Annotated in this window: 21 protein-coding genes; 9 read left to right on the top strand and 12 right to left on the bottom strand. The window is 68.3% G+C overall.

Annotated elements, in window-relative coordinates:
• The first annotated feature begins 703 nt into the window (after positions 1 to 703).
• A complete protein-coding gene (locus ACFWP0_RS25935; RefSeq protein ID WP_377847076.1) occupies positions 704 to 1,204 on the top strand; it encodes a hypothetical protein in 501 nt (166 codons plus the stop codon).
• Positions 1,205 to 1,456: 252 nt separating this feature from the next.
• Here the strand turns inward: ACFWP0_RS25935 and ACFWP0_RS25940 are convergent, their stop codons facing one another.
• Together ACFWP0_RS25940 and ACFWP0_RS25945 are read right to left on the bottom strand one after the other, a co-directional pair.
• Positions 1,457 to 1,753, bottom strand: coding sequence for a hypothetical protein (locus tag ACFWP0_RS25940; RefSeq protein ID WP_377847078.1), 297 nt, complete (start codon positions 1,751 to 1,753; stop codon positions 1,457 to 1,459).
• On the bottom strand, positions 1,753 to 2,385 hold the full coding sequence (locus tag ACFWP0_RS25945) for a LysE family translocator (protein ID WP_377847080.1): 633 nt from the start codon (positions 2,383 to 2,385) through the stop codon (positions 1,753 to 1,755). The genes ACFWP0_RS25940 and ACFWP0_RS25945 overlap by 1 nt, the downstream gene beginning before the upstream one ends.
• Before the next feature lie 155 nt (positions 2,386 to 2,540).
• Between ACFWP0_RS25945 and ACFWP0_RS25950 the strand changes: the two genes are divergently transcribed.
• Positions 2,541 to 3,368, top strand: coding sequence for a DUF72 domain-containing protein (locus ACFWP0_RS25950; RefSeq protein WP_377847081.1), 828 nt, complete (start codon positions 2,541 to 2,543; stop codon positions 3,366 to 3,368).
• An 18-nt stretch (positions 3,369 to 3,386) separates the two neighbouring features.
• Here ACFWP0_RS25950 and gorA read toward each other — a convergent pair whose 3' ends face one another.
• Complete coding sequence (gene gorA, locus ACFWP0_RS25955) at positions 3,387 to 4,745, bottom strand: glutathione-disulfide reductase (protein WP_377847083.1); 1,359 nt, start codon at positions 4,743 to 4,745, stop codon at positions 3,387 to 3,389.
• Between the two features lie 173 nt (positions 4,746 to 4,918).
• Here gorA and ACFWP0_RS25960 point away from each other — a divergent pair, with 173 nt between their 5' ends.
• Positions 4,919 to 5,542 carry a LysE family translocator gene (locus ACFWP0_RS25960; RefSeq protein ID WP_377847085.1) on the top strand — a complete coding sequence of 208 codons (624 nt, stop codon included), beginning with the start codon at positions 4,919 to 4,921 and terminating at the stop codon, positions 5,540 to 5,542.
• Between the two features lie 6 nt (positions 5,543 to 5,548).
• Here ACFWP0_RS25960 and aceE read toward each other — a convergent pair whose 3' ends face one another.
• From aceE to nirK, 3 genes are all read right to left on the bottom strand, one after another.
• Positions 5,549 to 8,212: a pyruvate dehydrogenase (acetyl-transferring), homodimeric type gene (gene aceE / locus ACFWP0_RS25965; protein WP_377847087.1), complete on the bottom strand. Its 2,664-nt coding sequence runs from the start codon at positions 8,210 to 8,212 to the stop codon at positions 5,549 to 5,551.
• Between the two features lie 156 nt (positions 8,213 to 8,368).
• Positions 8,369 to 8,695: a c-type cytochrome gene (locus ACFWP0_RS25970; protein ID WP_377847089.1), complete on the bottom strand. Its 327-nt coding sequence runs from the start codon at positions 8,693 to 8,695 to the stop codon at positions 8,369 to 8,371.
• A gap of 68 nt (positions 8,696 to 8,763) precedes the next feature.
• The gene (nirK, locus tag ACFWP0_RS25975; protein WP_377847091.1) at positions 8,764 to 9,846 is read right to left on the bottom strand and encodes a copper-containing nitrite reductase; all 1,083 of its coding nucleotides are present in this window, start codon (positions 9,844 to 9,846) and stop codon (positions 8,764 to 8,766) included.
• A gap of 190 nt (positions 9,847 to 10,036) precedes the next feature.
• On the opposite strand from nirK, the gene ACFWP0_RS25980 reads away from it, so the two are divergent.
• Positions 10,037 to 10,816 (top strand): Crp/Fnr family transcriptional regulator, encoded by a 780-nt coding sequence (locus ACFWP0_RS25980; protein WP_377847092.1) that lies wholly within the window; start codon positions 10,037 to 10,039, stop codon positions 10,814 to 10,816.
• A gap of 28 nt (positions 10,817 to 10,844) precedes the next feature.
• Here the strand turns inward: ACFWP0_RS25980 and ACFWP0_RS25985 are convergent, their stop codons facing one another.
• Both ACFWP0_RS25985 and ACFWP0_RS25990 read right to left on the bottom strand, forming a co-directional pair.
• On the bottom strand, positions 10,845 to 11,699 hold the full coding sequence (locus ACFWP0_RS25985; protein WP_377847094.1) for a formylglycine-generating enzyme family protein: 855 nt from the start codon (positions 11,697 to 11,699) through the stop codon (positions 10,845 to 10,847).
• Between the two features lie 111 nt (positions 11,700 to 11,810).
• Positions 11,811 to 14,096 (bottom strand): nitric-oxide reductase large subunit, encoded by a 2,286-nt coding sequence (locus ACFWP0_RS25990; protein ID WP_377847096.1) that lies wholly within the window; start codon positions 14,094 to 14,096, stop codon positions 11,811 to 11,813.
• Between the two features lie 240 nt (positions 14,097 to 14,336).
• Here ACFWP0_RS25990 and ACFWP0_RS25995 point away from each other — a divergent pair, with 240 nt between their 5' ends.
• Both ACFWP0_RS25995 and ACFWP0_RS26000 read left to right on the top strand, forming a co-directional pair.
• Positions 14,337 to 14,795: a MarR family winged helix-turn-helix transcriptional regulator gene (locus ACFWP0_RS25995; RefSeq protein ID WP_377847098.1), complete on the top strand. Its 459-nt coding sequence runs from the start codon at positions 14,337 to 14,339 to the stop codon at positions 14,793 to 14,795.
• Positions 14,792 to 15,496, top strand: coding sequence for an aspartate/glutamate racemase family protein (locus tag ACFWP0_RS26000; RefSeq protein WP_377847100.1), 705 nt, complete (start codon positions 14,792 to 14,794; stop codon positions 15,494 to 15,496). The genes ACFWP0_RS25995 and ACFWP0_RS26000 overlap by 4 nt, the downstream gene beginning before the upstream one ends.
• A 12-nt stretch (positions 15,497 to 15,508) precedes the next feature.
• Here ACFWP0_RS26000 and ACFWP0_RS26005 read toward each other — a convergent pair whose 3' ends face one another.
• On the bottom strand, positions 15,509 to 16,219 hold the full coding sequence (locus ACFWP0_RS26005; RefSeq protein ID WP_377847102.1) for a Crp/Fnr family transcriptional regulator: 711 nt from the start codon (positions 16,217 to 16,219) through the stop codon (positions 15,509 to 15,511).
• A gap of 160 nt (positions 16,220 to 16,379) precedes the next feature.
• Between ACFWP0_RS26005 and ACFWP0_RS26010 the strand changes: the two genes are divergently transcribed.
• Both ACFWP0_RS26010 and ACFWP0_RS26015 read left to right on the top strand, forming a co-directional pair.
• Positions 16,380 to 18,035, top strand: coding sequence for an acyl-CoA synthetase (locus tag ACFWP0_RS26010; RefSeq protein WP_377847104.1), 1,656 nt, complete (start codon positions 16,380 to 16,382; stop codon positions 18,033 to 18,035).
• Positions 18,036 to 18,072: 37 nt separating this feature from the next.
• The gene (locus ACFWP0_RS26015) at positions 18,073 to 19,842 is read left to right on the top strand and encodes an acyl-CoA dehydrogenase (protein ID WP_377847105.1); all 1,770 of its coding nucleotides are present in this window, start codon (positions 18,073 to 18,075) and stop codon (positions 19,840 to 19,842) included.
• Positions 19,843 to 19,884: 42 nt separating this feature from the next.
• Here ACFWP0_RS26015 and ACFWP0_RS26020 read toward each other — a convergent pair whose 3' ends face one another.
• On the bottom strand, positions 19,885 to 21,081 hold the full coding sequence (locus ACFWP0_RS26020) for an MFS transporter (RefSeq protein ID WP_377847107.1): 1,197 nt from the start codon (positions 21,079 to 21,081) through the stop codon (positions 19,885 to 19,887).
• Between the two features lie 153 nt (positions 21,082 to 21,234).
• On the opposite strand from ACFWP0_RS26020, the gene ACFWP0_RS26025 reads away from it, so the two are divergent.
• A complete protein-coding gene (locus ACFWP0_RS26025; protein ID WP_377847109.1) occupies positions 21,235 to 21,687 on the top strand; it encodes a winged helix-turn-helix transcriptional regulator in 453 nt (150 codons plus the stop codon).
• Here ACFWP0_RS26025 and ACFWP0_RS26030 read toward each other — a convergent pair.
• Positions 21,684 to 22,661 (bottom strand): pyridoxamine 5'-phosphate oxidase family protein, encoded by a 978-nt coding sequence (locus ACFWP0_RS26030; RefSeq protein ID WP_377847110.1) that lies wholly within the window; start codon positions 22,659 to 22,661, stop codon positions 21,684 to 21,686. The genes ACFWP0_RS26025 and ACFWP0_RS26030 overlap by 4 nt on opposite strands.
• A 31-nt stretch (positions 22,662 to 22,692) precedes the next feature.
• Positions 22,693 to 23,322 carry a glutathione S-transferase family protein gene (locus tag ACFWP0_RS26035; RefSeq protein ID WP_377847112.1) on the bottom strand — a complete coding sequence of 210 codons (630 nt, stop codon included), beginning with the start codon at positions 23,320 to 23,322 and terminating at the stop codon, positions 22,693 to 22,695.
• Positions 23,323 to 23,412: the final 90 nt, after the last annotated feature.

The following is a 23,412-nucleotide window of genomic DNA, read 5'->3' on the forward strand; positions in this document are numbered from 1 at the left end:
GACTGCCCCCTCGTCATCTTCGTTGTCGCCTTCGGCGACTGCCTTCAGATTCCCTCGGGCGCATGGAGGTTGCTCGCAGCCCCACCGCCCGCGCCGCCGGGCTACGAGTGTCTGGGTTTGCTGCGCTGTTAGACCTGTGGTCAGGGCGGGGAATCCGCGGGGTCGCCGAAATGCAGCCGCGCGGGCGGCAGCATTCGGCATAGGGGCGTTGGGTCGTTGGTGCGGTGGTCGCTTGCGCGAATGCGTCTGTTGGCTTGCTAATGGCGCCGCAGTCCCGGGGGAGGGGCGGTGATGGGCGGCGCGCGGCGGCGAACCGCTTGCGCATGCAGGCCTATACGCGCGCGCCGCCCATCGGGCACTGGGGTTGAAATGGCGATGGGTGCCGCTGGAATTCTCTGCCGCTGTCTGACTCGTGCGGCATGGTCTTCAGAAAGTTGGGCGGATGGATCAGCATTGGCGTCGCCGATGAAAAATCAGACTTATTCGATATCTTCGATGCCGGGAAATGACCAAAATGGCTGGCTAAGTCCAGACGGCATCTGGATACTCCAACCGCCGCGACGGGGGGCGTGAATATCCGCTATGCGCTATCCACCACCCGTTTCCGTTTGCGGCGCAAAACCACCCTTTCGGAGAGAAGATAGGGCTTCGCACGCAGTCGATCTCGTGGCTGCACGTGGCGAGGCGCCTACGCTTTAGAAGCATGGATCAAGATATCGGGTATTTGCAGTATCTGAACAACGGCGCTAAAGATTCGTACCGGCTGTCTTGGACAGCCTACGTCATCCCTACCCTTTTCGTCTTGTTCTGCTGGTCGTTCACCGCCGCGATCTACGATTGGAAGCCCTGGGCGGGGGTCGCTTTCTTCGTGTTCTGGCTGTTCGTATGGATCGGCGGATTTCTCTCACGCCGGGCGGTCAAGCTCTATCTGAATGACCAAGGCATCTGGGTAAGCGTCGGAATCCTCCCGTGGACCAAGGGCACGAACGGCGTGCACTGGCGCGACGTGGACAGCGCCTACTTTCTCCCCGGCTTTTTCGCCTGGGCGTTCAAATCCTATCGTATTTGGGTCGACCATCGCTTCACCAAGACCCGCGAGATCAGCCTAGGTTCAGTCGCGAACGGCAACAGGTTCGTCGAAGCGATCAATCGCCGCTTGATGGAGCGCCAGCGTTCCGAAGCCCCAGACGCCATGGAAAGATAAGCCCACGCACCGGTGTCTGACACCCGCGTGCACCGGTGTCTGACACCCGCGTGAGACACACGTCCACCTGCCCCGGCGCCTCAGGGGTGTCAGACACCCAGACCCCAGACAAGCTTCAGCGCGCGTGCACCGGTGTCTGACACCCGCGTGAGACGCACGTCCACCTGCCCCGGCGCCTCAGGGGTGTCAGACACCCAGACCCCAGACAAGCGTCAGCGCAACGACACAAGACGAAGCACCAGTCCAAGGACATCAATCCACCAACCCGCCCAACACCAACAACGTCATAAGCAACCAAAACAAGAACCCAATCACAGACCGCCGCAGCAACGCTTTAACCGCCGCCCACAGAAACATCAACCCCAGCGCCAGCAAGACAAGATTGAATATCGACGGACTCATCCCCATCGCGCCCGCAAGCCCGGAATAGAAATCCCCCAAGGCGCTCCCCAAGCCGCCCAGCAGCCATTTGATCCCCGCGACAATCGCGCGCAAGCCTTCGCCGAGCATGCCGCCCAGCGAGGCAAAGAAACCGTCCTGGCTCTGCATCAGCGGCGGGTATCCACAAGCATGCGCACCGCCAGGCCGGCCAGCACCGTGCCCATCAGCCAGCGCTGCAGCACCATCCACAGAGGACGGCCCGCCAGGAAGCCGGCGATCGAGCCCGCCATGATGGCGATGAGCGCGTTCACCGACAGGCTGATCACCACCTGCGTCATGCCCAGCGCCAGCGACTGCGTGAACACGCTGCCGTGGTCGGGCTGGATGAACTGCGGCAGCAGCGACACATACATGACGGCGATCTTGGGATTCAGCAGATTGGTCACCAGCCCCATCGTGAACAGTTGGCGCGGGCTGCTCTTGGGCAGGTCGTGCACCTGGAACGGCGAACGGCCGCCGGGACGGATCGCCTGCCACGCCATATACAGCAGGTACAGGGCGCCGCCCACGCGCAGCGCGTCATAGGCGTAGGGAACGGCCATGAGCAGGGCCGTGATGCCGAACGCCGCGCAGGCCACATAGAAAATGAACCCCACCGCCACCCCGCCCAGCGAAATCAGGCCCGCCTGCGGGCCCTGCGAGATGGAGCGCGACACCAGGTAGATCATGTTGGGCCCGGGCGTGAGCACCATGCCCAGCGCAACCAGGGCGAACGTCAGCAAATGAGTCAGGTCGGGCATGATGAGCCGGCGGGCGCCGGAAGGTAGTCGGATTGTGAATGCACACCTTATCCCAAAACTGTACCGGAACAGGGGATTTTTCTTGCCGGGGTTTACCGGCGAGTGGCGCGGGCGATACAGTGGTCCCCTACCCTGGTCTGCCTGGAGGACTCCACATGCCGCAACGCCATCCGTCCCCTGGGGACCGGCCCGCCGCCATCCGGGTCGGCATTGGAGGCTGGACCTACGCGCCCTGGCGCGGCGTCTTCTACCCCGAAGGGCTGGCGCACGCGCGGGAGCTGGAATACGCCAGCCGGCAGCTCACCGCCATCGAGATCAACGGCACCTACTACAGCACCCAGAAGCCGGCCACCTTCGCCAAGTGGCGGGACGAAACGCCCGAGGATTTCGTTTTTTCGCTGAAGGCGTCGCGCTATGCGACCAACCGCCGCGAACTGGCGGGCGCGAAGGACTCGATCGAGCGATTCCTGCACAGCGGCATCGCCGAGCTGGGTCCCAAGCTCGGGCCCATCGTCTGGCAGTTCGCGCCCACCAAGGTCTTCAGCGCCGAAGACTTCGGCGCCTTCCTGGCGCTCTTGCCGGACAAGCTGGACGGCCTGCCGCTGCGGCATGCGCTGGATGTGCGCCATCCCAGTTTCGCCTGCGACGAATACATCGAGCTGGCCCGCCGGCACCGCGCCGCGACCGTCTATACCGATAGCGAAGACTACCCGTCGATCGCCGACAAAACAGCGGACTTCGTCTATGCGCGGCTGATGCGCGCCAGCGCCGCGTTCAAGGCGGGCTATGCGCCCAAGGCGCTGGATGCCTGGGCCGACCGCCTGCGCGCCTGGGCGCGCGGCGCCGATCCGGCCGACCTGCCCCGCGTCGGGCAGCGGACGCCCGCCGCCGCGGCGCGGCCGCAGGACGTCTATGCGTACTTCATCAATGGGGCGAAAGAGCGCGCGCCGGCCGCGGCGCGCGCCATGATCGAACGCCTGTAGCGTCCGATCCCCGGCGCCTTACTGCGCGACGGGCGTGCGCAGCGTCACGAACTCTTCAGCGGCCGTCGGGTGGATGCCGATGGTGTCGTCGAACACCTGCTTGGTCGCGCCGGCCTTCAGCGCCACCGCGATGCCCTGCAGGATCTCGCCCGCGTCCGGACCGACCATGTGCACGCCCAGCACGCGGTCGGTCTTGGCGTCCACGACAAGCTTCATCAGGGTCTTTTCCTGCGACTCGGTCAGCGTCAGCTTCATGGGCCGGAAGCGGCTTTCGAACAGCTTGACCTCGTGGCCGGCCTCGCGCGCCTCTTCGGTCGTCATGCCGACGGTGCCGATGTTCGGCAGGCTGAACACCGCGGTGGGAATCAGCTTGTAGTCCACCTTGCGGTATTCCTCGGGACGGAACAGGCGGCGCGCCACCGCCATGCCTTCGGCCAGCGCGACGGGCGTGAGCGGCACGCGGCCGATCACGTCGCCGATGGCCAGGATGGACGGCTCGGCCGTGCGGTATTCGTCGTCCACCTCGATGAAGCCGTCTTTCTTGAGCTTGACGCCGGTGTTCTCAAGGCCCAGGTTGTCCAGCATCGGACGGCGGCCGGTGGCGTTGAACACGCAGTCGGTCTCGACGATCGAGCCGTCCTGCAGCGTGGCGGCCAGCGAGCCGTCCGGCTGCTTGTCGATGCGGGTGACGACGGTATGGAAACGCAGGTCCATGCCTTTCTTGACCAGCTCGTCGCGCAGGTGTTCGCGCACGCTCTGATCGAAGCCGCGCAGAAACAGCGGGCCGCGATACGACAGGACGGTCTGCGCGCCCATGCCATTGAAGATGGAAGCGAACTCGACGGCGATGTAGCCGCCGCCCACCACCAGCACGCGGCGCGGCAGGGCCTTCAGGAAGAAGGCCTCGTTGGAGGTGATGGCGTGTTCCTTGCCCGGAATGTCCGGCGACTGGGGCCAGCCGCCCGTCGCGACCAGGATGTTGGCGGCGGTGTGGGTCTTGCCGTTGATCTCGACCGTGTGCGGGTCCACGATGCGGGCGTGGCCTTCCAGCAGCGTGACGCCGCTATTGACCAGCAGGTTGCGGTAGATGCCGTTCAGGCGCTCGATCTCGCGGTTCTTGTTGGCGATCAGCGTGGGCCAGTCGAACTTCGGCTGCCCGGCGGTCCAGCCGAAGCCGTGGGCCTGCTCGAAGTCCTCGCTGTAGTGGGCGCCGTAGACCAGCAGTTTCTTGGGCACGCAGCCCACGTTGACGCAGGTGCCGCCCAGGTAGCGGCTTTCCGCCACCGCGACGCGCGCGCCGAAGCCTGCCGCGAAACGGGCCGCGCGCACGCCGCCGGAGCCTGCGCCGATCACAAACAGATCAAAATCGAATGCCATGTTGTTTCCTTCGCGCGGCCCTGCGGCCCCGCGTTCACTGTCCGGGAAGCTGTATTTAACACCACCCGGCGGCGGCCGCCGCACCGCCCTGGTTTGCAGGCGGCGAGGGTTGCGATACAGTGGCCGCAGGCTGGCGGCGACGCGCCGCCGCCCCCTACCCTGGAGTTCGACCCATGTCGCTGGAAACCTGGCTGGCCTTCCTGGGCGCCTCGGCCCTGCTCGTGATGTTGCCCGGCCCCACCATCCTGACCGTCATCAGCTATTCCATCACGCACGGCAAGGGCGCCCGGCTGCCCCTGGTGCTGGCCGTGGCGCTGGGCGACTCCACCGCCCTGGTGCTGTCGCTGCTGGGGCTCGGCGCGCTGCTCGCGGCGTCGGCATTCTGGTTCACGGTGGTCAAGACCGCAGGCGGCCTGTATCTGCTGTACCTGGGCTACAAGCTGCTGCGCGCCGGCGTATCGCCGGCCACCCTGCCCCAGGCGACCGCCGCCGGGTCGCGCTGGAGGCTGTTCGCCAACACCTACCTGGTCACCGCGCTGAACCCCAAGGGCATGATCTTCTTCGTCGCCTTCCTGCCGCAGTTCATCGACCCGGCGGGCGACGTGACGCGGCAGCTCTGGATGCTGTCGGCCACTTTCGTCGCCTGCGCCGGCATCAACGCCACCGCCTACGCGGTGTTCGCGGGCTCGGCCCGGCGCATGCTGGCCTCGCCCCGGGCGCAGCGCGGCTTCAACCTGGGCGGCGGCGCCATGCTGTCCGCCGCCGGGATCTGGGCCATGCTGGCGCGCCGGGTCTAGCGCGGCTCAAGGCAGGGCCGCGGACACCGCCTCCGGGTCGATGCCGTAGCGCCGGATGGCCTCGGCCGCCCGGTCGGACGGGATCAGGCCGTCGTCCGCCAGGGCCTTCAGGGCCGCCAGCGCAATGTGATGGCGGTCCACCTCGAAGAACGCCCGCAGGGTCTGGCGCGTATCCGAACGGCCGAAGCCGTCCGTGCCCAGCGTCACATAGCGCCGCCCCGCCACGAACGGGCGGATCTGCTCAGCCACCGTCTTCATGTAGTCGGTGGCGGCCACGATAGGCCCCGCGCTTGACGCCAGGCGGGTTTCGGCAAAGCCGCGCCGGGCCGGCTCCAGCGGATGCAGCCGGCTCCAGCGCTCGGCCTCCTGGCCGTCGCGGCGCAGCTCCGTATAGCTGGTGACGCTCCAGACATCGGCGCACACGCCGAAGTCCTGCAGCAGCAGGCCGGCCGCCGCCAGCGTCTCGCTCAGGATGGCGCCGCTGCCCAGCAATTGCACCCGCAGCGGGCCGGGCGCGCCTTCCCGCAGGCGATACATGCCGCGGACGATGCCCTCTTCGGCGCCGTCCGGCATGGGCGGATGCGCGGTCTTCTCGTTGATCAGGGTCAGGTAGTAGAAGACGTCTTCTTCGTCCTGGCACATGCGGCGCATGCCGTCCTGCACGATCACCGCGATCTCGTAGGCGTAGGCCGGGTCGTACGCCACGCACGAGGGGATGACGGAGGCCAGCACATGGCTGTGCCCGTCGTCATGCTGTAGGCCTTCGCCTTCCAGCGTGGTGCGCCCCGAGGTCGCGCCCAGCAGGAAACCGCGCGCGCGGATGTCGCCGGCCGCCCAGGCCAGGTCGCCCACGCGCTGAAAGCCGAACATCGAATAGAAGATGTAGAACGGAATGGTGGCCACGCCGTGCGTGCTGTGGGCGGTGGCCGCGGCGATCCACGAGGACATGGCGCCGGACTCGTTGATGCCTTCCTGCATGATCTGGCCCTGCCGGTCTTCGCGGTAGACGCTCAGCTGGTCGGCATCCTGCGGCGTGTAGAGCTGCCCCACGTGCGAATAGATGCCCACCTGCCGGAACATGCCGTCCATGCCGAAGGTGCGCGACTCGTCCGGCACGATGGGCACGACGCGCCGGCCGACGGCCGGGTCCTTCAGCAACTGCGACAGCACCCGCACGAACGCCATGGTGGTGGAGAACTCGCGCCCGTCGCTGCCCCTCAGATGGGCGGCGAAGGCGTCCAGCGGCGGCACGGCCAGCGGGCCGGGGCCGGCAGGACGGCGCGGAAGGTGGCCGCCCGCCCGCGCGATGGCGGCGTCGAAATACGCTTGCTCGGCGCTGCCGGGCGCGGGCTTGATGTAGGGGATCTGCTCCAGCTGCTCGTCCGGCACGGCAATGGCAAAGCGGTCGCGGAAGGCGCGCACCGCCGGGTCGCCCATCTTCTTTTGCTGGTGGTTGGTGTTGGCGGCCTCGCCCGCCGCGCCCATGCCGTAGCCCTTGACCGTCTTGGCCAGGATGACGGTGGGCTGGCCCGCGTGCGACACGGCCGCGGCATAGGCCGCGTAGACCTTGGCCGGATCGTGCCCGCCCCGGTTCAGCGCGCCGATCTCGTCGTCGCTCAGGTGCGCCACGCGCTCCAGCAGCACCGGGTCCGCGCCGAAGAAATGCTCGCGCACATAGGCGCCGCCCCGCGCCTTGTAGACCTGGTACTCGCCGTCCACGCACTGCATCATGCGCCGGCGCAGGCGCCCGTCGTGGTCCCGCGCCAGCAGCGCGTCCCAGCCGGCGCCCCAGATCACCTTGATCACGTTCCAGCCCGCGCCGCGGTACACGCTCTCCAGTTCCTGGATGATCTTGGCGTTGCCGCGCACCGGGCCGTCCAGGCGCTGCAGATTGCAGTTGACCACGAAGATCAGGTTGTCCAGCTTCTCGCGCCCGGCCATCGCCACCGCGGCCAGCGTCTCGGGCTGGTCCTGCTCGCCGTCGCCCAGGAAGCCCCACACCTTGCGGCCTTGCGCGGGGATCAGTTCGCGGTCTTCCAGATAGCGCATGTAGCGCGCCTGATAGGCGGCCATGAGCGGACCCAGCCCCATCGACACCGTGGGGAACTGCCAGAAGCCGGGCATGGTGCGCGGGTGCGGATAGGACGCCAGGCCGCCCCCGCCGATCTCGCGGCGGAAGCGGTCCAGCTCGGCTTCCGAGATGCGGCCTTCCAGATAGGCGCGCGCATAGATGCCCGGCGCCGAATGCCCCTGGATGTAGAGCATGTCGCCCAGGAAACCGGGCGAGGCGGCGCGGAAGAAATGCCGGAAGCCGGTTTCGTACAGCGTCGTGGCCGATGCGTAGGTGGCGATATGCCCGCCCACGCCGGAGGTCTTGCCCGCGCGCAGCACCATGGCCATGGCGTTCCAGCGCAGGTAGGCGTCCAGCCGCAGCTCGATGCCCATGTCGCCGGGGAACGCGCCCTGCGCCGCCGGCCCGATCGTGTTGACGTAGGGCGTGGCGCCCGGGGCGACATAGCGCCCGTTGGCGGCGCGGTCCTGGTTGATCAGCTGGTCCAGCAGGTAGTGCGCGCGCGGCAGGCCGGCGTGGGCCTGCACGGCCTGCATGGCCTCCAGCCACTCCTGGGTTTCCTGCGGGTCGGCGTCGGTCGGGTCGATCGGGGTATCCATGGGCGTCCTCCTTTGGGGTGTGCAGGCGGCGCTCGGGCGATCTGCGTCGGCGCCATCGTTTCACATCGTGAATTGCAATTGCATCATGTGCAATTGCAATCGTATGGAGGATTCTGAACAATTGCAAGTGCAACTATTCAACTTGCCGGGCCCGCGCTACCTGGCCGCGGCCATCATGTATTCCACCGCGGCGCGCAACGTGGCCTCGTCCGCCGCCGAGCCGCCGCGCGGCGGCATGGCGCCCTTGCCTTTGAGCACGGTGGCCATCAGCGCATCCGCGCCCTGCGCCAGGAACGGCGACCAGGCCTGCTTGTCGCCCAGCTTGGGCGCGTTGGCCGCGCCGCTGGCGTGGCACACGACGCAGGCCGACTTGTAGAGTTTTTCCCCGGCGGGATTGACGAAGGCCTGGGTATCCGCCGCGGCTTGCGGAAGAGGCAGGCTGGCCAGGGCGGCGGCAAATGCGATTCGGGCAAGTTTGGGCATGGCGAAGACTCACGGCTACAGGTTGGGGGATAGCGGCAAGGCGCGGACCGCGCCCTGCCCTCAGGCCATCAGCGCGGGATCGGGCCAGGCGCCTTGATCTGCTTCATCAGGTCGTCGTTCCACTTGCCTTCGACCTTGATGTGCCCGGCCGCGCCCAGTTCAAAGGCTTCGATCAGGTTGTGGTTCAGGTAGGCGTACACGCCCGGCTGCTTGAAGGTGTAGAGCGCCGCGCCGGCGGAGCCGCCCCGGATGAACCAGGTTTCCAGGTTCTTCTCGGGCGGGTTGCCGAACTTGCCGGTCTCCCAGACCCAGTCGCCGTGGCCGCCGATCAGGTGCGGACGCGTGTCGCGGTTGGCCTGCGAATGGATCAGCAGCACCGTCTCGCCGACCTTCGCGGTCAGCGCGTTTGCGCCGGTCAGCGCGCCGACCTTGCCGTTGAAGACGATGTGCGAGGGCGTCAGCTTGCGCATGACCTCCACCGTGTCGCCATAGCTTTCGGCCAGGGTCGCGTAGTCCTTGTATTTGCCGTTTGCGTCCTTGGGGATATAGAGGTCGAACTCGCCGATGGTGTAGGCGCGGTCATAGTGCAAAGGCTTGCCCTGCGGGTCCTTCAGGCCATCGCGCGGCAGCACCATCAGCGTGCCGCTCATGCCCGACACCACGTGCCAGGGCACCATGCCTTCGGGCGCACAGTGATAGACGAAGGCGCCGCTGCGGTCCGCCTTGAAGCGCAGCGTGGCCTGTTCGCCCGGGTTCACATTGGTGAGCTTGGCGCCGCCCAGCGCGCCCGTCGCGGCGTGGAAATCCACGTTGTGCGGCATGGCGTTGGACGCGGGATTCACCAGCGTGACCTCCACGTAGTCGCCCTCGTGCACCACCAGCGTCGGGCCGGGCATGGAGCCGTTGAAGGTCATGGCCTGCAGGGTGGTGCCCTTGTCGTCGATCACCATCTTCTTTTCCTCGATGGTCATGACGAACTCGATCACCTTCGGTCCGGACTTGGCCACCTGCTCATGCGGGTGGACCATCGGCGGGGCAACCAGCGTGACCTTGGCGCGCGGCAGCTTGTCGGCATTCTGGGCGAAAGCCTGACCGCCGGCCATCGTGAAAACCAGGGCCGCGGCAAGCAAGGTGGGGCGCAACGCGTTCATGTGCTACTCCTCTTTCGGTTTCTTCAAAGCCGAGTCTGTCGGCAACTCCATTGAAGGACCGCGGCCGCTTGCGTTCTTTGCTGTAGCGCAAACTTCAGACCAGCCTGTGGCGGCGCGCGCATTGCCAGCGCAGGGCGCCGGTGTCACCATCGAGGCGTGGAAAAATCCTCCACGCCCACAGCGGATCGCCATGCCATCGCCTCTATGCCATGCCCTGCTGCGCAGCCTGGACCTGTTCAGGCCCTTGTCCGATGCGCAGCTGGATGCCGCACTACAGGGCGCGACGCCCTGCCGCCTTGAAGCCGGTGAAGCGGCGTATCGCCAGGGCGCCGACGGCGCGCATTTCTTCGTGCTGCTGCACGGCTGCCTGAAGGTGGCCCAGCTGACCTCGGAGGGCGAGCAGGTCGTCGTGCGCTACGTCAATCCGGGCGACATGTTCGGGCTGGCTTGCGCCATGCGGCAGTCCTGTTATCCCGCCACGGTGCTGGCCGTGCAGGAAAGCGTCTGCCTCGCCTGGCCCGCTGCCGCCTGGGAGGGCTTCACCGCCAGCCATCCGCAGCTGGGCGCCATTGCGCTTCAAACCATGGGGCAGCGCCTGCAGGACGCGCATCTGCGCATCCAGGAACTGTCCACCGACGAGGTCGAGCAACGCGTGGCGCGCGCGATTCTGCGCCTGGTCCAGCAATCGGGCCAGCCCACGCAGGAGGGCATCGGCATCAGCTTTCCCATCACCCGCCAGGACATCGCCGAAATGACCGGCACCACGCTGCACACCGTCAGCCGGCTGCTCAGCGACTGGAAGCAGCGCGGCATCGTGAGCAGCGGTCGCAAGCGCATCGTGCTCCGTTCGCCCGCCGCCCTGGCCCGCCTGTCCGAACACGCGCAGCCCGCCATGGATTGCGCCGCCTGCCTGTCCTGCCGGGACGGTTCGCCGGCCGTGGACGCGCCCGCGGAGACGGCCGCCCGCTAGCGCGCGCGGCCCGGGACGTCTTTGACGGCTATCCGTCTTCCAGCACCAGGCGCAGGCCCAGGTTGGCGGGCGGCACGCCGACCGAACATGCGCCGCTCTTGGGGTCGCGGATGAAATCGGGCAGGTACGCGATATGCCGGCCAGCCGCCACGCGTATGCCGCAATTGCGGCCCTGGGCCTCGCTATCCGGCGGCGCGTCCAGCACGCGCCGCGCATGGCAGTCGGAGGTCCAGTCCCACACGCTGCCCGCCATGTCCTTCAGGCCGGCCGCGTTGACGCCGTAGGCGCCGAACGGGCGCACCACGGTATCGGCGGCCTGTCCGCCGCGGCGGCTCTGCTGCTCGTATTCGGCCAGCCACCGCTGCGCCGGGTCGCCGGCCGCCGGGTCGCCGGCCGCCGGATCGCCGGCCGCCGGATCGCCGGTGTCGGGCAAGTCCGCCGGCGTCTCGTCCCGATACGCCTCGCCCGCCGCGTAGACCCATTCCGCATAGGCAGGCAGCCGGAAGCGCCGGCCGGTGGAAGCCGACAGCCATGCCGCATAGGCGGAGGCATCCGTCCAGCTGATGCCGATGGCGGGCAGCTCGGGCGACGTCGCCTGGCGCTGCGCCGCGTCCAGCGGCTTGCAGGCGCCGGCCTTCACGCACGCCGCGTACTCCGCCTGGCTGACCTGCCGCGTCATGATGGACACGCCCTGCGGCAGGCGCGCGGTCATGGGCGCGGGCGTCACGGGATAGCCGTTGCGCAGCGCCTCGCCCGGCGGCTGATAGCTGACGTCTCCAGGGGGCAGGCGCGTGAGGTCCGGCAATGCAGAACGGGCCCGGTCTGCGGGCCCGCAAGCAGTCAACAGCAATGAAATGGCGGCGGCGATCGGCAGGAAGCGCATGCGGAGTTTCTCCGGAGCGCCCGCGCCGGAACGGCGCGGGCTGTGCTTGCATTGGACCGGCCCCGACGCTCCGCCACATTGCGCTGGCGCAAAGTGGCGGACGCCTTGGTGTCAGCCCCGCGCCGCCTTGGGGCTCAGGCGCGGCTCGGCCAGCGAGGGCTTGGCGCTCAAGAGTCCCAGGATCACCTGCATCACCATGGCCAGCGCGCCCAGCAGGAACACCACGTCGCCAAAGGTGCGGCCCCAGCGCAAGGTCTTCAGCAGGTCTTGCTGCATGAAGGCCTCGCTGCGGGCGTACCACATCCCTTCGCTGACGCTGGCGTGGAACTGGATCAGGCCGACCGGCAGCAGGCTGGTGAAGATCATCAGCGCCAGGCCCACGTTCATGCCCCAGAACGCCAGCTTCATCAAGCCGGGGCTAAGCGAATACTGCGGACGGATGTAGCGCAGCACCAGCAGCGTGAAGCCCAGCGCCAGGAAGCCGTACACCCCGAACAGCGCGGCGTGCGCGTGGACAGGCGTGGTGTTCAGGCCCTGGATGTAGTAGAGCGAGATCGGCGGGTTGATCATGAAGCCGAAGACGCCCGCGCCCAGCATGTTCCAGAAGGCCACGGCCACGAAGCACATCAGCGGCCACTTCAGGTCGGCCATCCAAGGCGCGCGGGTCTTGAGGCGCCAGTTTTCCCAGGCCTCGTGTCCCAGCACGATCAGCGGCACCACTTCCAGCGCCGAGAAGCTTGCGCCCACCGCCATCACGGGCGTGGTCGTGCCGGCAAAGTACAGGTGGTGGAACGTGCCGGGTATGCCGCCCAGCATGAACAGCGAGGCCGAGGCCAGGCTGGCGGTGGTCGCCATGCGGCGCGACACCAGGCCAAGCGTCGAAAAAATGAAGGCCAGCGCCGTGGTGGCGAACACTTCGAAGAAGCCTTCGACCCACAGGTGGACGATCCACCAGCGCCAGTACTCCATCACCGTCAGGTGCGTGCGTTCGCCGTAGAAAAAGCCCGCGCCGTAGAACAGGCCGATCGCGCCGACGGAGGCCGTCAGCAGCGCCAGCAGGTTCTTGTCGCCGCCCGGCGTGCGCAGGGCGGGCACGATGCCGCGCAGCATCAGCACCAGCCAGAAGCAGATGCCGGCGAACTTGCCGATCTGCCACAGCCGGCCCAGGTCCACATATTCATAGCCCTGGTGGCCCAGCCAGAAGTTCAGGTCCGGCGGCATGATCTGCGCAATGGCCAGGTAGTTGCCGGTGAACGAGCCGACCACGACAAGCACCAGCGCCCAGAACAGGATGTCTACCCCCGCCTTCTGGAACTTGGGGTCGCGTCCGCCGTTGATCAGCGGCGCGAGGAACAGGCCCGCCGCCAGGAACCCGGTGGCGATCCAGAACAGCGCGCTCTGGATGTGCCAGGTGCGCACCAGCGAATAGGGGAACCACTGCGATACGTCGATGCCATAGAACTTCTGCCCTTCAACGGTGTAGTGCGCCGTGAAGCCGCCCAGCAGCACCTGGAAGCCGAACAGCGCCACGACCAGGAACAGGTACTTGCCCAGGGCGCGCTGCGACGGCGTCAGGGCGAAGGTAGTGAGCGGATCGCGCGCGGGCGCCTGCGGCTCCTCCTCTTCCTTGCCGCGCAGGAACGCCCAGGCCCAGACCAGGAAGCCGATGCCCGCCAGCAGCACCACCACGCTGATGATGGACCACATGACGTTTTCCGCGCTGGGCTGGTTGCCGATCAGCGGTTCATGCGGCCAGTTGTTGGTGTAGGTGACCGGCTTGCCTTCGCGCTCGGTCGCCGCCGCCCAGGCCGTCCAGAAGAAGAACCGCGTGAGCTGCGTGCGGCGCGCGGCGTCGGGCAGCGTGTTTTCCTTCATCGCGAAGTTCTCGCGGCTGCGGTGCAGGGCCGGCGCATCGGAGAACAGCTGGTCGTAGTAGGCCGCGGTCTGCTCGATGGCGAGCGCGCGGCGCGGCGTGATCGTCAACGTGTCCGTGGCGGCGTCGCTGCGATTGCCGCGGTACTCGGCCTTGAGCGCCTCGCGCAGGGCTGCCTGCGCGGGCGCGGGCAACTGCGCATAGGCCTGGCCGTGCTCATCGCGCGCGGCCAGGTCCAGCCAGGCCATCAGTTCGCGGTGCAGCCAGTCCGCCGTCCAGTCCGGCGCCTGGTATGCGCCGTGGCCCCAGACCGAACCCAGCTGCATGCCGCCCACGGACTGCCAGGCGGTTTGGCCGTCCAGGATGTCCTCGCGGCCGAACAGCGCCCGGCCGTCGGTCGTCACGACGTGCCCGGGAATGGGAGGCGCCTGCCGGTAGACCTCGCCGCCGTAGAAGCCCAGCAATGCGAATGTGATCGCCACCACGGCGATCAGCGTGAACCATAATTTCCGATACGGACCCATGATGGGAACGCCCTCCTGTGTTGCGGTTGGTTGGGGTGCAGTTCCCTATGCGAATTCCGTGCCAGAAAAAAGTCCCGTCAAATCAGCGCCTTGAAATCCGCAGGGTTCTTTTGACCGCCCACGGAAAGGGTATAAATCACTGCCGCCGGGTTTTTTTCACCCCGAAGCGCCCGCGCGCTTGCTGCGCCCGGCACTTACAATTGCCGCTGCACATCCCCTTCTTTCAAAGGAATCGAACGCATGGCCACGGGCAAGCCCGATGCGTGGAGCCTCTTCCTGACCGCGCATGCGCTGGTGGTTGAGGAAATCGAAAAGCGCCTGTCGGCCGCGGGACACCCGCCGCTGGCCTGGTACGACGCGCTGTGGGCGCTGGAACGCGCGCCCGAGGGCACGGCGCGCATGTTCGAGATGGCCGAGCGCATGGTGATCGCGCGCTACAACCTCACGCGCCTGATGGACCGCATCGAGGCCGCCGGGCTGGTCGAACGCTTCCGCTGCGACGAAGACCGGCGCGCCGCCTACGCCCGGCTCACGCCCAAGGGGCGGGCGCTGCGGCGGGAAATGTGGAAGGTCTACGGGCCGGCCATCGACGAGCTGTTCCTGTCGCAGTTGCCCCAGGCGCAGCAGGCCGCCATGGCCGAGAGCTTTCGCCGCATCGCCCGCCACGCGCGGGCCTTGAACAAGGAATCCGCCGAATGAACGCCGCGCCGCTGCACATCGGAATCGTCGCCTGCTCCGCCGAAGGCGCGGCGCTTTGCTATCGCACCTTGTGCGCGGAAGGCGCGCAGCGCATGGGGCCGCACGCGCACCCGGAGATATCGCTGCACACGCATTCGCTGGCGGACTATGTGACTTGCCTGGACCGGCGCGACCTGGCCGGGGTGGGCGCGCTGATGCTGTCGTCCGCGGACAAGCTGGCCCGCGCGGGCGCGGATTTCCTGATCTGCCCCGACAACACCATCCATCAGGCGCTGGGCCACGTCCTGCCGCGATCTCCCCTGCCCTGGCTGCACATCGCCGAAGAAGTGGCCGCCGTCGCGGCCGCGCGCGGCTGCCGCCGCATCGGCATCCTGGGCACGCACTGGCTGGTGGACAGCGACGTCTACCCCGCCAAGCTCGCCGAACGCGGCCTGGACTGCTTGCGGCCCGCCGCGGAAGACCGGCAGGAGCTAGGCCGCATCATCATGGAAGAACTGGTCTACGGCGTGTTCAAGCCGGACTCCGTGGCGCGGCTGCAGGGCATCATCGAGCGCCTGCGCGACGCCGGCTGCGACGCCGTGGCGCTGGGCTGCACCGAACTGCCGCTGGTGCTGAACGACGGCAATTCCGCGCTGCCCACGCTGGACTCCACCCGCATCCTGGCGCGGGCGGCGCTGGCCCGCGCATTGCAGGCCGGGTAAGCCCCCCGCCCCTCAGAACTGGTCCAGCCCGTACTGGCGCAGGCGTTCCAGGTCCAGCACCTTGATCTGGTTGTAGGCCAGCGCCAGGATTCCCAGGTCGGCCAGCGCCTGCAGCGCCTGGTTGACGCGCTGGCGCGACAGGCCCGTCAGATAGCCCAGCTCTTCCTGCGAGATCGCCAGGGTCAGGTCGGTGGACGGATACAGCTGCGGGTTGAACAGCTGCGCCAGCGATTGCGCCACCCGCGCATCGGCATCCAGCAAACGGTGGTTCTGGATGGACGCGATGAACTCGCCCATGCGGTCATTCAACTGGCCGATGACAAAATGCGAAAACGGCAGGCTGGCCGACAGCAGCGCATGGAACGTGGCGGACGGCACCAGCATCACCAGCGACGGCTGGATGGCCACCACATCGTATTTGCGCAGCTCGCGCTTGATGACGCTGCCCTCGCCGAACCAGCCGCCCGGCGGCACGCCTGAAAACGTGCAGCTGCGGCCCGACTCGTTGTAGATCGCCAGCTTCAGCAGGCCCTTGTTCACCCCCAGCCAGTAATCCGACGGCGCGTTGCGCCGGGCGATCCAGGCGCCGCTGGCCACGTGTTCGGCGCGCGAGGTGGCCAGCACCAGGTCCTGGTGGCTGGCCTCCAGCGCGGCGAACCAGGCGCAAGCCCGGAACAGGCTGGCCAGCTCCGCCGGGGAAACTATGTTTGAAACATCGGACATGTGCGGAACCGTGTAAAACTTGCGTAAAGCGGGGTCGGCCGGCGGTCTGTCATGCAGGCGACAGACAGTATTTTCCGGCCGCGCCTAAGCTCACGCAAGCGACGGGGATCAAACTCCCCGCAAACAGACAAGAGGCGCCCGCGCCCATTGGAGACACAGCATGAGCAGCATGTTCGATCACGGCCTTGCGCGCCGCGAGGCCAATTACGCGGCCCTGACCCCCGTCGACTTCATCGCCCGGGCAGCGGAAGTCTACGGCCAGCGGCTGGCCATCGTCCACGGCAAGGTGCGCCGGACCTGGGCGCAGGCCTATGAACGCGCCCAGCGCCTGGCGGGCGCCCTGGCGCAAGCCGGCATCAAGCGCGGCGACACCGTCGCCGTGATGCTGCCCAACATTCCCGCCATGGTCGAGGCCCACTTCGGCGTGCCCATGCTGGGCGCCGTGCTCAATACGCTGAACACCCGCCTGGACGCCCCCAGCGTGCTGTTCATGCTGGGCCACGGCGAGGCCCGCGCACTGATCATCGACACCGAATACGCCGAGCTTGCCCAGCGGGCCCGCGCCGAGTTTCCGCACCTGAAGGTCATCTCCGTCCACGACCTGGAGGGCGCCCCCGCCACGCTGGCCGGCGCCACCGACTACGAGGACTTCCTGGCCGCCGCCCCCGCCGCGTACGACTGGAAGCCGCCCGCCGACGAATGGGACGCCATCGCGCTGAACTACACGTCGGGCACCACCGGCGATCCCAAGGGCGTGGTGTACCACTATCGCGGCGCCTACATGAACGCCATCAGCAACATCCTTGAATGGGACATGCCCAAGCACCCGGTCTATCTGTGGACGCTGCCGCTGTTCCACTGCAACGGCTGGTGCTTTGCCTGGACCATCGCGGCGCGCGCGGGCGTGAACGTGTGCCTGCGCAAGTTCGATCCCCAGACCGTGTTCGACCTGATCCGCGACGAAGGCGTCACCCACTACTGCGGGGCGCCCATCGTGCAAAGCGCGCTGGCCAACGCGCCCGCCGAGATGCGCGCCGGCATCTCGCATGCCGTGCGCACCATGGTGGCGGGCGCCGCGCCGGCGCCCGCCGTCATCGCCAAGATGCGCGACATCGGCTTCGAGCTGACCCATGTGTACGGCCTGACCGAAGTCTACGGCCCCGCCGCCGTCTGCGCCCGCCAGGACGCCTGGGACGCGCTGGACGACGAACGGCGCGCGCAGCTCACGGCGCGCCAGGGCGTGCGCTATCACCTGCAGGCCGGCGTGTCCGTGCGCAACCCGGAAACCATGCAAGCCGTGCCGCCCGACGAAGAGACCATCGGCGAAGTCATGTTCCGCGGCAACATCTGCATGAAGGGCTACCTGAAGAACGAACGCGCCACCGAGGAAGCCTTCGCGGGCGGTTGGTTCCATACCGGGGACCTGGGCGTGATGACGGCCGACGGGTATGTCCGCATCAAGGACCGCAGCAAGGACATCATCATCTCGGGCGGCGAGAACATCTCCAGCATCGAGGTGGAGGACGCGCTCTACCGGCACCCCGCCGTGGCGGCGGTGGCGGTGGTGGCCATGCCCGACCCCAAATGGGGCGAGACGCCCTGCGCCTTCGTCGAGCTCAAGCCCGGCTGCGCGGCGACGGCCGAAGAGATCATTGCGCACTGCAAGCTGCTGCTGCCGGGCTTCAAGGTGCCCCGCGCGGTGCGCTTCGGCGAACTGCCCAAGACCTCCACCGGCAAGATCCAGAAATTCGAGCTGCGCGCCGCGGTCGGCGCCGCGTCCGCCATCGACACGGCCGGCCCCGACAAGGCCGCCTGAACCCTCTTCCCCCAAAAAATCCAGGAGCGCATACGCCATGACGTACCAAGCCCCCGTGAAAGACATGCTGTTCGTGCTGAACCATCTGGCCGGCCTGCCGCAAGTGGCCGCCCTGCCCGGTTTCGAGGAGGCCACGCCCGACACCGCCCAGGCGGTGCTGGAAGAATCCGCCCACTTCGCCGCCGAGGTGCTGGCGCCGCTGAACCACCCCGCCGACCGCGAACCCAGCGCCTGGCGCGACGGCGCGGTCGCCACCTCGCCGGGCTTCAAGCAGGCCTTCCGCCAGTACGCCGACGCCGGCTGGCAGGGCATGACGCATCCGGTGGAATACGGCGGCCAGGGGCTGCCCGGCCTGATCGGTTCGCCCTGCGCCGAGATGCTGAACGCCGCCAACCTGTCGTTCGCGCTGTGCCCGCTGCTGACCAACGGCGCCATCGAGGCCCTTTTGACGGCCGGCTCCCCCGAACTGCGCGAACGCTTCATCGGCCCCATGATCTCCGGCCAGTGGACCGGCACCATGAACCTGACCGAACCGCAGGCGGGCTCCGACCTGGCCATGATCCGCACCCGCGCCCAACCCGTGGGCGACGGCGCCTACCGCCTGTCCGGCACCAAGATCTTCATCACCTACGGCGAGCACGACCTGACCGAGAACATCCTGCACCTGGTGCTGGCCCGGCTGCCGGATGCGCCCGAAGGCGTGAAGGGCATTTCGCTGTTCCTGGTGCCCAAGTTCCTGATCAATGACGACGGCACGCTGGGCGCGCGCAACGACGTCGCCTGCGTGTCCATCGAACACAAGCTGGGCATCAAGGCCAGCCCCACCGCCACGCTGCAATTCGGCGACGCGGGCGGCGCGCTCGGCTACCTGGTCGGCCAGGAAAACCGCGGCCTGGACGCCATGTTCATCATGATGAACGCCGCCCGCTACGCGGTGGGCGTGCAAGGCATCGCCATCGCCGACCGCGCCTACCAGCACGCGCTGGCCTATGCCGCCGAGCGCGTGCAGAGCCGGCCGGTGGACGGCTCGTCGCGCGATGCCGTGCCCATCATCCAGCACCCGGACGTGCGCCGCATGCTGGGCACCATGCGCGCGCTGACGGAAGCCGGCCGCGCGCTGGCCTACGTTACCGCCGGCCACGCCGACCTGGCGCACGCCAGCCCCGACGCTGAAGAACGCAAGCGCCAGCTCGCCATCCAGGAATTCCTGGTGCCCATCGTCAAGGGCTGGTGCACCGAGATGTCGATCGACGTCGCCAGCCTGGGCGTGCAGGTCCATGGCGGCATGGGCTTCATCGAAGAGACCGGCGCCGCGCAGTACTACCGCGACGCCCGCATCCTGACCATCTACGAAGGCACGACCGCCATCCAGGCCAACGACCTGGTCGGCCGCAAGACCTTGCGCGACGGCGGCGCGGTGGCGCGCGCGCTGCTGGAAGCGGTCGGCCAGACCGAACGCGACCTGGAAGCCCGCGGCGAACCCGCCGCGAAGCGGATGCTGACGCCGCTGCGCGAGGCCCGCCAGGCGCTGGCCAGCGCGGTCGACTTCATCCTGGCCAATGCCGCCAGCCATCCCAACGCGGTGTTCGGCGCCGCGGTCCCCTACCTGCTGCTGGCGGGCACGACCCTTGCCGGCTGGCAAATGGCGCGCGCGCTGCTGGCCAGCCTGGATCGCCAGGCGGAAGATCCGGCGTTCCACAACGCCAAGATCGCCACGGCGCAGTGCTATGCGCTGCACAAGCTGACGCAGGCGCCGGGCCTGGCGGCGGTGGTGCTGGGATCGCGCGAATACGAGGTCCAGCCGTAGCGGCCTAGGCTCGCTTGCGCTGGAAGCAGCCTCGCAGAGGCCCTATATGCGGGCCTGGCCCGGCGTCCCGCGCAAGCGGGACGCCTTGCGCGGCGCTGTCGCCGCCCAGAACAGCAGCGCGGCCAGGCTGATGCCCGCGCCCAGCGCGCAGACTCCCAGCCAGCCGGCCCGCGCGTACACGGCCGTGGACGCGATCGACCCCAGGCCGCTGCCCACCGCGTAGAACATCATGTAGCCGCCCACCAGGCGGCTGTGCGCCTGCGCGCTGATGCTGAAGATCATCGTCTGGTTGGTTACATGCAGCGCCTGCATCGCCACGTCCAGCACCAGCACGCCCAGCGCCAGCGCCCACAGGCTTTGATCCAGAAAGGCGATCGGTGCCCAGGCCAGGCACAGCAGCGCGAGTCCCGCCGCGGTGGTCTTCTGGCCCTGGCCGCTGTCGGCCAGCCGGCCGGCGCGCGCCGCCATCAGCACCCCCACCACGCCCACCAGCCCGAACGCGCCCACCGCCGTGTGCGACAGCGAATGCGGCGGCGCGCTCAGCGGCAGCACCAGGGCGGTCCAGAATGCGCTGAAGGCCGCGAACATCAGCAGCGCGATCATGCCGCGCACGCGCAGGACGCGTTCGGTCGCAAGCAGGACAAAAACCGAACGCAGCAGCGCGCCGTAGCGCAGCTCGGCCCTGGGCAGTCGGCGCCGTGGCAGCCAGCGGGCCAGCACCAGCGCCAGCACGGCGGACAGGCAGGCGGACACGAGATACACGGCGCGCCAGCCCCACAGGTCCGCCACCGCGCCGGCCAGCGTCCGCGCCAGCAGCAGGCCGATCACCACGCCGCCCTGGGCCGCCCCCACCACGCGGCCGCGCTCGGACGGCGCGGCCAGCGCGGCGGACAGCGCCAGCAGGCCTTGCGTCATCGCCGTGCCCAGCAGGCCCAGGACCACCATGCCCGCCAGCAGCCATGGCGTGTTCGCCGACAAGGCCACCGCGCCCAGGGCCAGCACCAGCAGGCCAAGCTGCGCCAGCATCAGCCGGCGGCGGTCCAGCAGGTCGCCCAGCGGCACCACGAACAGCAGGGCGATCGCGCAACCCAGCTGCGTGGCGGTGACGACGATGCCGATCGCCGCCTCGTCCATGCGGAACTCGCGTCCGATGGCGTCCAGCAAGGGCTGCGCGTAATACACGTTGGCGACGCTCAAGGCGCATGCGGCGGCCAGCAGCATGACCAGGGCGGTGGACATCCGGCCCTCGGGCTCGCAAGCGGGGGGTTGGGGGTGGGCAGCAGGCATCACGATCCTTATGTGGTTTTATAACGAAACTAGAATGCTAGGTCTTCAGGTTTTATAATGCAACCGAAAAATACACACCGTCATTTCCATCCAAAAGGACACGACATGGTCAAACGCACCAGCCTTGAAGGCGCCGCCTGTCCCGTGGCGCGCTCGCTCGACGCCATTGGCGACTGGTGGTCGCTGCTGATCGTGCGCGACGCCTTCGACGGACTGCGCCGCTTCGGCGAATTCCAGAAAAGCCTGGGCGTGGCCAAGAACATCCTCAGCGACCGCCTGCGCACCCTGGTCGCCCACGGCATCCTGGCCGTCGCGCCCGCCTCGGACGGAAGCGCCTACCAGGAATACGTGCTCACGGAAAAGGGCCAGGCGCTGTTCCCCGTGATCGTCGGCCTGCGCCAATGGGGCGAGGCCCATTACTACGGCCCCGCCGAAGCGCACTCGACGCTGGTCGACCGCAAGCGCGGCCAGCCCGTGCGCCGCATGGAGATCCGCGCGCAGGATGGCCGCGTGCTGGGCCCCGACGACGCGGTCGTGCAGAAGACGGCGCAGCCCTAGGCGGCCGCCGGCCAGCGCCCGGTCGCCAGCGCGGTCGGCGAGTAGGAATCGAACCGCCAGCGCAAGGCCAGCGCGCCCGGCCGCCTCACCGCGCGGCGCACATGCACGCGCCACAGGCGTTCCGCCCCCGCGAAGGCGGCGATCTCCGGATCGTCCAGAACCACTTCCGCCCGCCCGCAAAGCTGCAGCAGGTCGCCGCGCTCGAAATCAATGAACAGCAGGCCCGCCACGGGATTGGCGATCAGGTTGCCCAGCGTGTTGAAATAACGGTTGCCCGAGAAATCGGGAATGGTCAGCACATTGCCGTCGACCCGCACAAAGCCCGGCTTGCCGCCTCGATGCGAGACATCCACGCCGCGGCCGCCGGCCTCCTCCTGCCTGTCGACGTAGCTGGCGACGAAGAAGGTGTCGGACGCCGCGATCAGCGCGCGCGCCGCGGCGTCCAGCCCATCGCGTTCGGGCAGGGCCGCGGCAAAGCGCAAGGACGGCGAGCGCGAAAAATAGCCATCGCGCGACTGGATGTACTGCGGACAGTTGCCGAAGGACTGCGCCACCGACACGTCAAAGCGCTTGCCGTCCCAGGCCGCGATGCGGCCGTTCATGCGGTTGCGCCGGCGCGTATGCAGCTCGATTCCCAAGAGGCCGACCGCCTTGCCCGGCCCCAGGCCGGCGCGCAGCGGATCGTCCGCATCGGGCATGGCGGCCACGCGCAGCGTGTGCGGATCGGGCGACACGGCAAAGCCCGGCTCGGCCTCCAGCACGCCCGCCCAGGGATCGCCCTGCCCGTCCACCGCGCCCGCCACCAGAAAGGGCAACTGCGCGAAGAACTCGCGATGCTGGTCGGGCATGTAGTCGCGCAGGACCTTGCGGCCGACCTGTTCCATGCGCGCGGCAACGCCCGCGTGTTCCTGCAGGCGCCGTTCGCCGGCATGCCAGGGCAGCGGCGCGGCGGCGTTCGTTTCGGTGATGGTCATGAGGGTGTCCTTGCGGGCGCGAGGCCCGCCTTCAGGCGGCCAGCAGGCCCACGGGCGACGAGGCCATGGGAACGAAGCGCGGCAGGTTCTCGATGCGGGCAAGCCAGGCCCTGACATGGGGATAGCCGGCAAGCGACACATTGCCCTCGGGCGCATGCGCCACGTAGGCGTAGCAGGCCACGTCCGCGATGGTCGGCGCGTTGCCCGCCAGGAACTCGCGGCTGCCCAGCTCGCCTTCCATGACGGCCAGCAAGGCATGCGCGCGCGCCAGGGTGGCTTGCACGTCGTAGGGCGCGCCGAACAGCGTCACCAGGCGCGCGGCCGCGGGCCCGGCCGCCAGCGGGCCGGCCGCCACCGACAGCCAGCGCTGCACCGCCGCGGAGCCTGCGGGATCGGCGGGCAGCCATGCCTCCCCGCCGTGGCGCTTGGCCAGATAGACAAGGATGGCGTTGGAGTCGGCGATCACGGCGCCGTTGTCGTCGATCACCGGCACCTGGCCGAAGGCGTTGAGCGCCAGGAATCCGGGCCGCTTCTGTTCCCCGCTGCGCAGGTCCACGTTCACGGTTTGATGCGGCACGTCCAGCAGCGACAGCATCAGCGCGACGCGGTGCGCATGGCCGGAATACGGAAAGCTGTAGAACGTGAGGGGGGTGGTCGGCATGAGGGGCTCTCAGGTGGAATCAAGGCTCCATCTTGGTCCCCCGCCCGCCGCAAGGGAACGGCCAGCGCCGGCAAGACACTCTTGCGGCGG

The sequence above is a fragment of the Achromobacter sp. NPDC058515 genome, from assembly GCF_042721735.1.
Classification (GTDB): Bacteria; Pseudomonadota; Gammaproteobacteria; order Burkholderiales; family Burkholderiaceae_B; genus Achromobacter.

Excerpts from the sequence above, each read along its gene's own strand:
- ACFWP0_RS25935 (WP_377847076.1), top strand. The coding sequence starts at position 704 with ATGGATCAAGATATCGGGTATTTGCAGTATCTGAACAACGGCGCTAAA.
- ACFWP0_RS25940 (WP_377847078.1), bottom strand. The coding sequence starts at position 1,753 with ATGCAGAGCCAGGACGGTTTCTTTGCCTCGCTGGGCGGCATGCTCGGC.
- ACFWP0_RS25945 (WP_377847080.1), bottom strand. The coding sequence starts at position 2,385 with ATGCCCGACCTGACTCATTTGCTGACGTTCGCCCTGGTTGCGCTGGGC.
- ACFWP0_RS25950 (WP_377847081.1), top strand. The coding sequence starts at position 2,541 with ATGCCGCAACGCCATCCGTCCCCTGGGGACCGGCCCGCCGCCATCCGG.
- gorA (WP_377847083.1), bottom strand. The coding sequence starts at position 4,745 with ATGGCATTCGATTTTGATCTGTTTGTGATCGGCGCAGGCTCCGGCGGC.
- ACFWP0_RS25960 (WP_377847085.1), top strand. The coding sequence starts at position 4,919 with ATGTCGCTGGAAACCTGGCTGGCCTTCCTGGGCGCCTCGGCCCTGCTC.
- aceE (WP_377847087.1), bottom strand. The coding sequence starts at position 8,212 with ATGGATACCCCGATCGACCCGACCGACGCCGACCCGCAGGAAACCCAG.
- ACFWP0_RS25970 (WP_377847089.1), bottom strand. The coding sequence starts at position 8,695 with ATGCCCAAACTTGCCCGAATCGCATTTGCCGCCGCCCTGGCCAGCCTG.
- nirK (WP_377847091.1), bottom strand. The coding sequence starts at position 9,846 with ATGAACGCGTTGCGCCCCACCTTGCTTGCCGCGGCCCTGGTTTTCACG.
- ACFWP0_RS25980 (WP_377847092.1), top strand. The coding sequence starts at position 10,037 with ATGCCATCGCCTCTATGCCATGCCCTGCTGCGCAGCCTGGACCTGTTC.
- ACFWP0_RS25985 (WP_377847094.1), bottom strand. The coding sequence starts at position 11,699 with ATGCGCTTCCTGCCGATCGCCGCCGCCATTTCATTGCTGTTGACTGCT.
- ACFWP0_RS25990 (WP_377847096.1), bottom strand. The coding sequence starts at position 14,096 with ATGGGTCCGTATCGGAAATTATGGTTCACGCTGATCGCCGTGGTGGCG.
- ACFWP0_RS25995 (WP_377847098.1), top strand. The coding sequence starts at position 14,337 with ATGGCCACGGGCAAGCCCGATGCGTGGAGCCTCTTCCTGACCGCGCAT.
- ACFWP0_RS26000 (WP_377847100.1), top strand. The coding sequence starts at position 14,792 with ATGAACGCCGCGCCGCTGCACATCGGAATCGTCGCCTGCTCCGCCGAA.
- ACFWP0_RS26005 (WP_377847102.1), bottom strand. The coding sequence starts at position 16,219 with ATGTCCGATGTTTCAAACATAGTTTCCCCGGCGGAGCTGGCCAGCCTG.
- ACFWP0_RS26010 (WP_377847104.1), top strand. The coding sequence starts at position 16,380 with ATGAGCAGCATGTTCGATCACGGCCTTGCGCGCCGCGAGGCCAATTAC.
- ACFWP0_RS26015 (WP_377847105.1), top strand. The coding sequence starts at position 18,073 with ATGACGTACCAAGCCCCCGTGAAAGACATGCTGTTCGTGCTGAACCAT.
- ACFWP0_RS26020 (WP_377847107.1), bottom strand. The coding sequence starts at position 21,081 with ATGTCCACCGCCCTGGTCATGCTGCTGGCCGCCGCATGCGCCTTGAGC.
- ACFWP0_RS26025 (WP_377847109.1), top strand. The coding sequence starts at position 21,235 with ATGGTCAAACGCACCAGCCTTGAAGGCGCCGCCTGTCCCGTGGCGCGC.
- ACFWP0_RS26030 (WP_377847110.1), bottom strand. The coding sequence starts at position 22,661 with ATGACCATCACCGAAACGAACGCCGCCGCGCCGCTGCCCTGGCATGCC.
- ACFWP0_RS26035 (WP_377847112.1), bottom strand. The coding sequence starts at position 23,322 with ATGCCGACCACCCCCCTCACGTTCTACAGCTTTCCGTATTCCGGCCAT.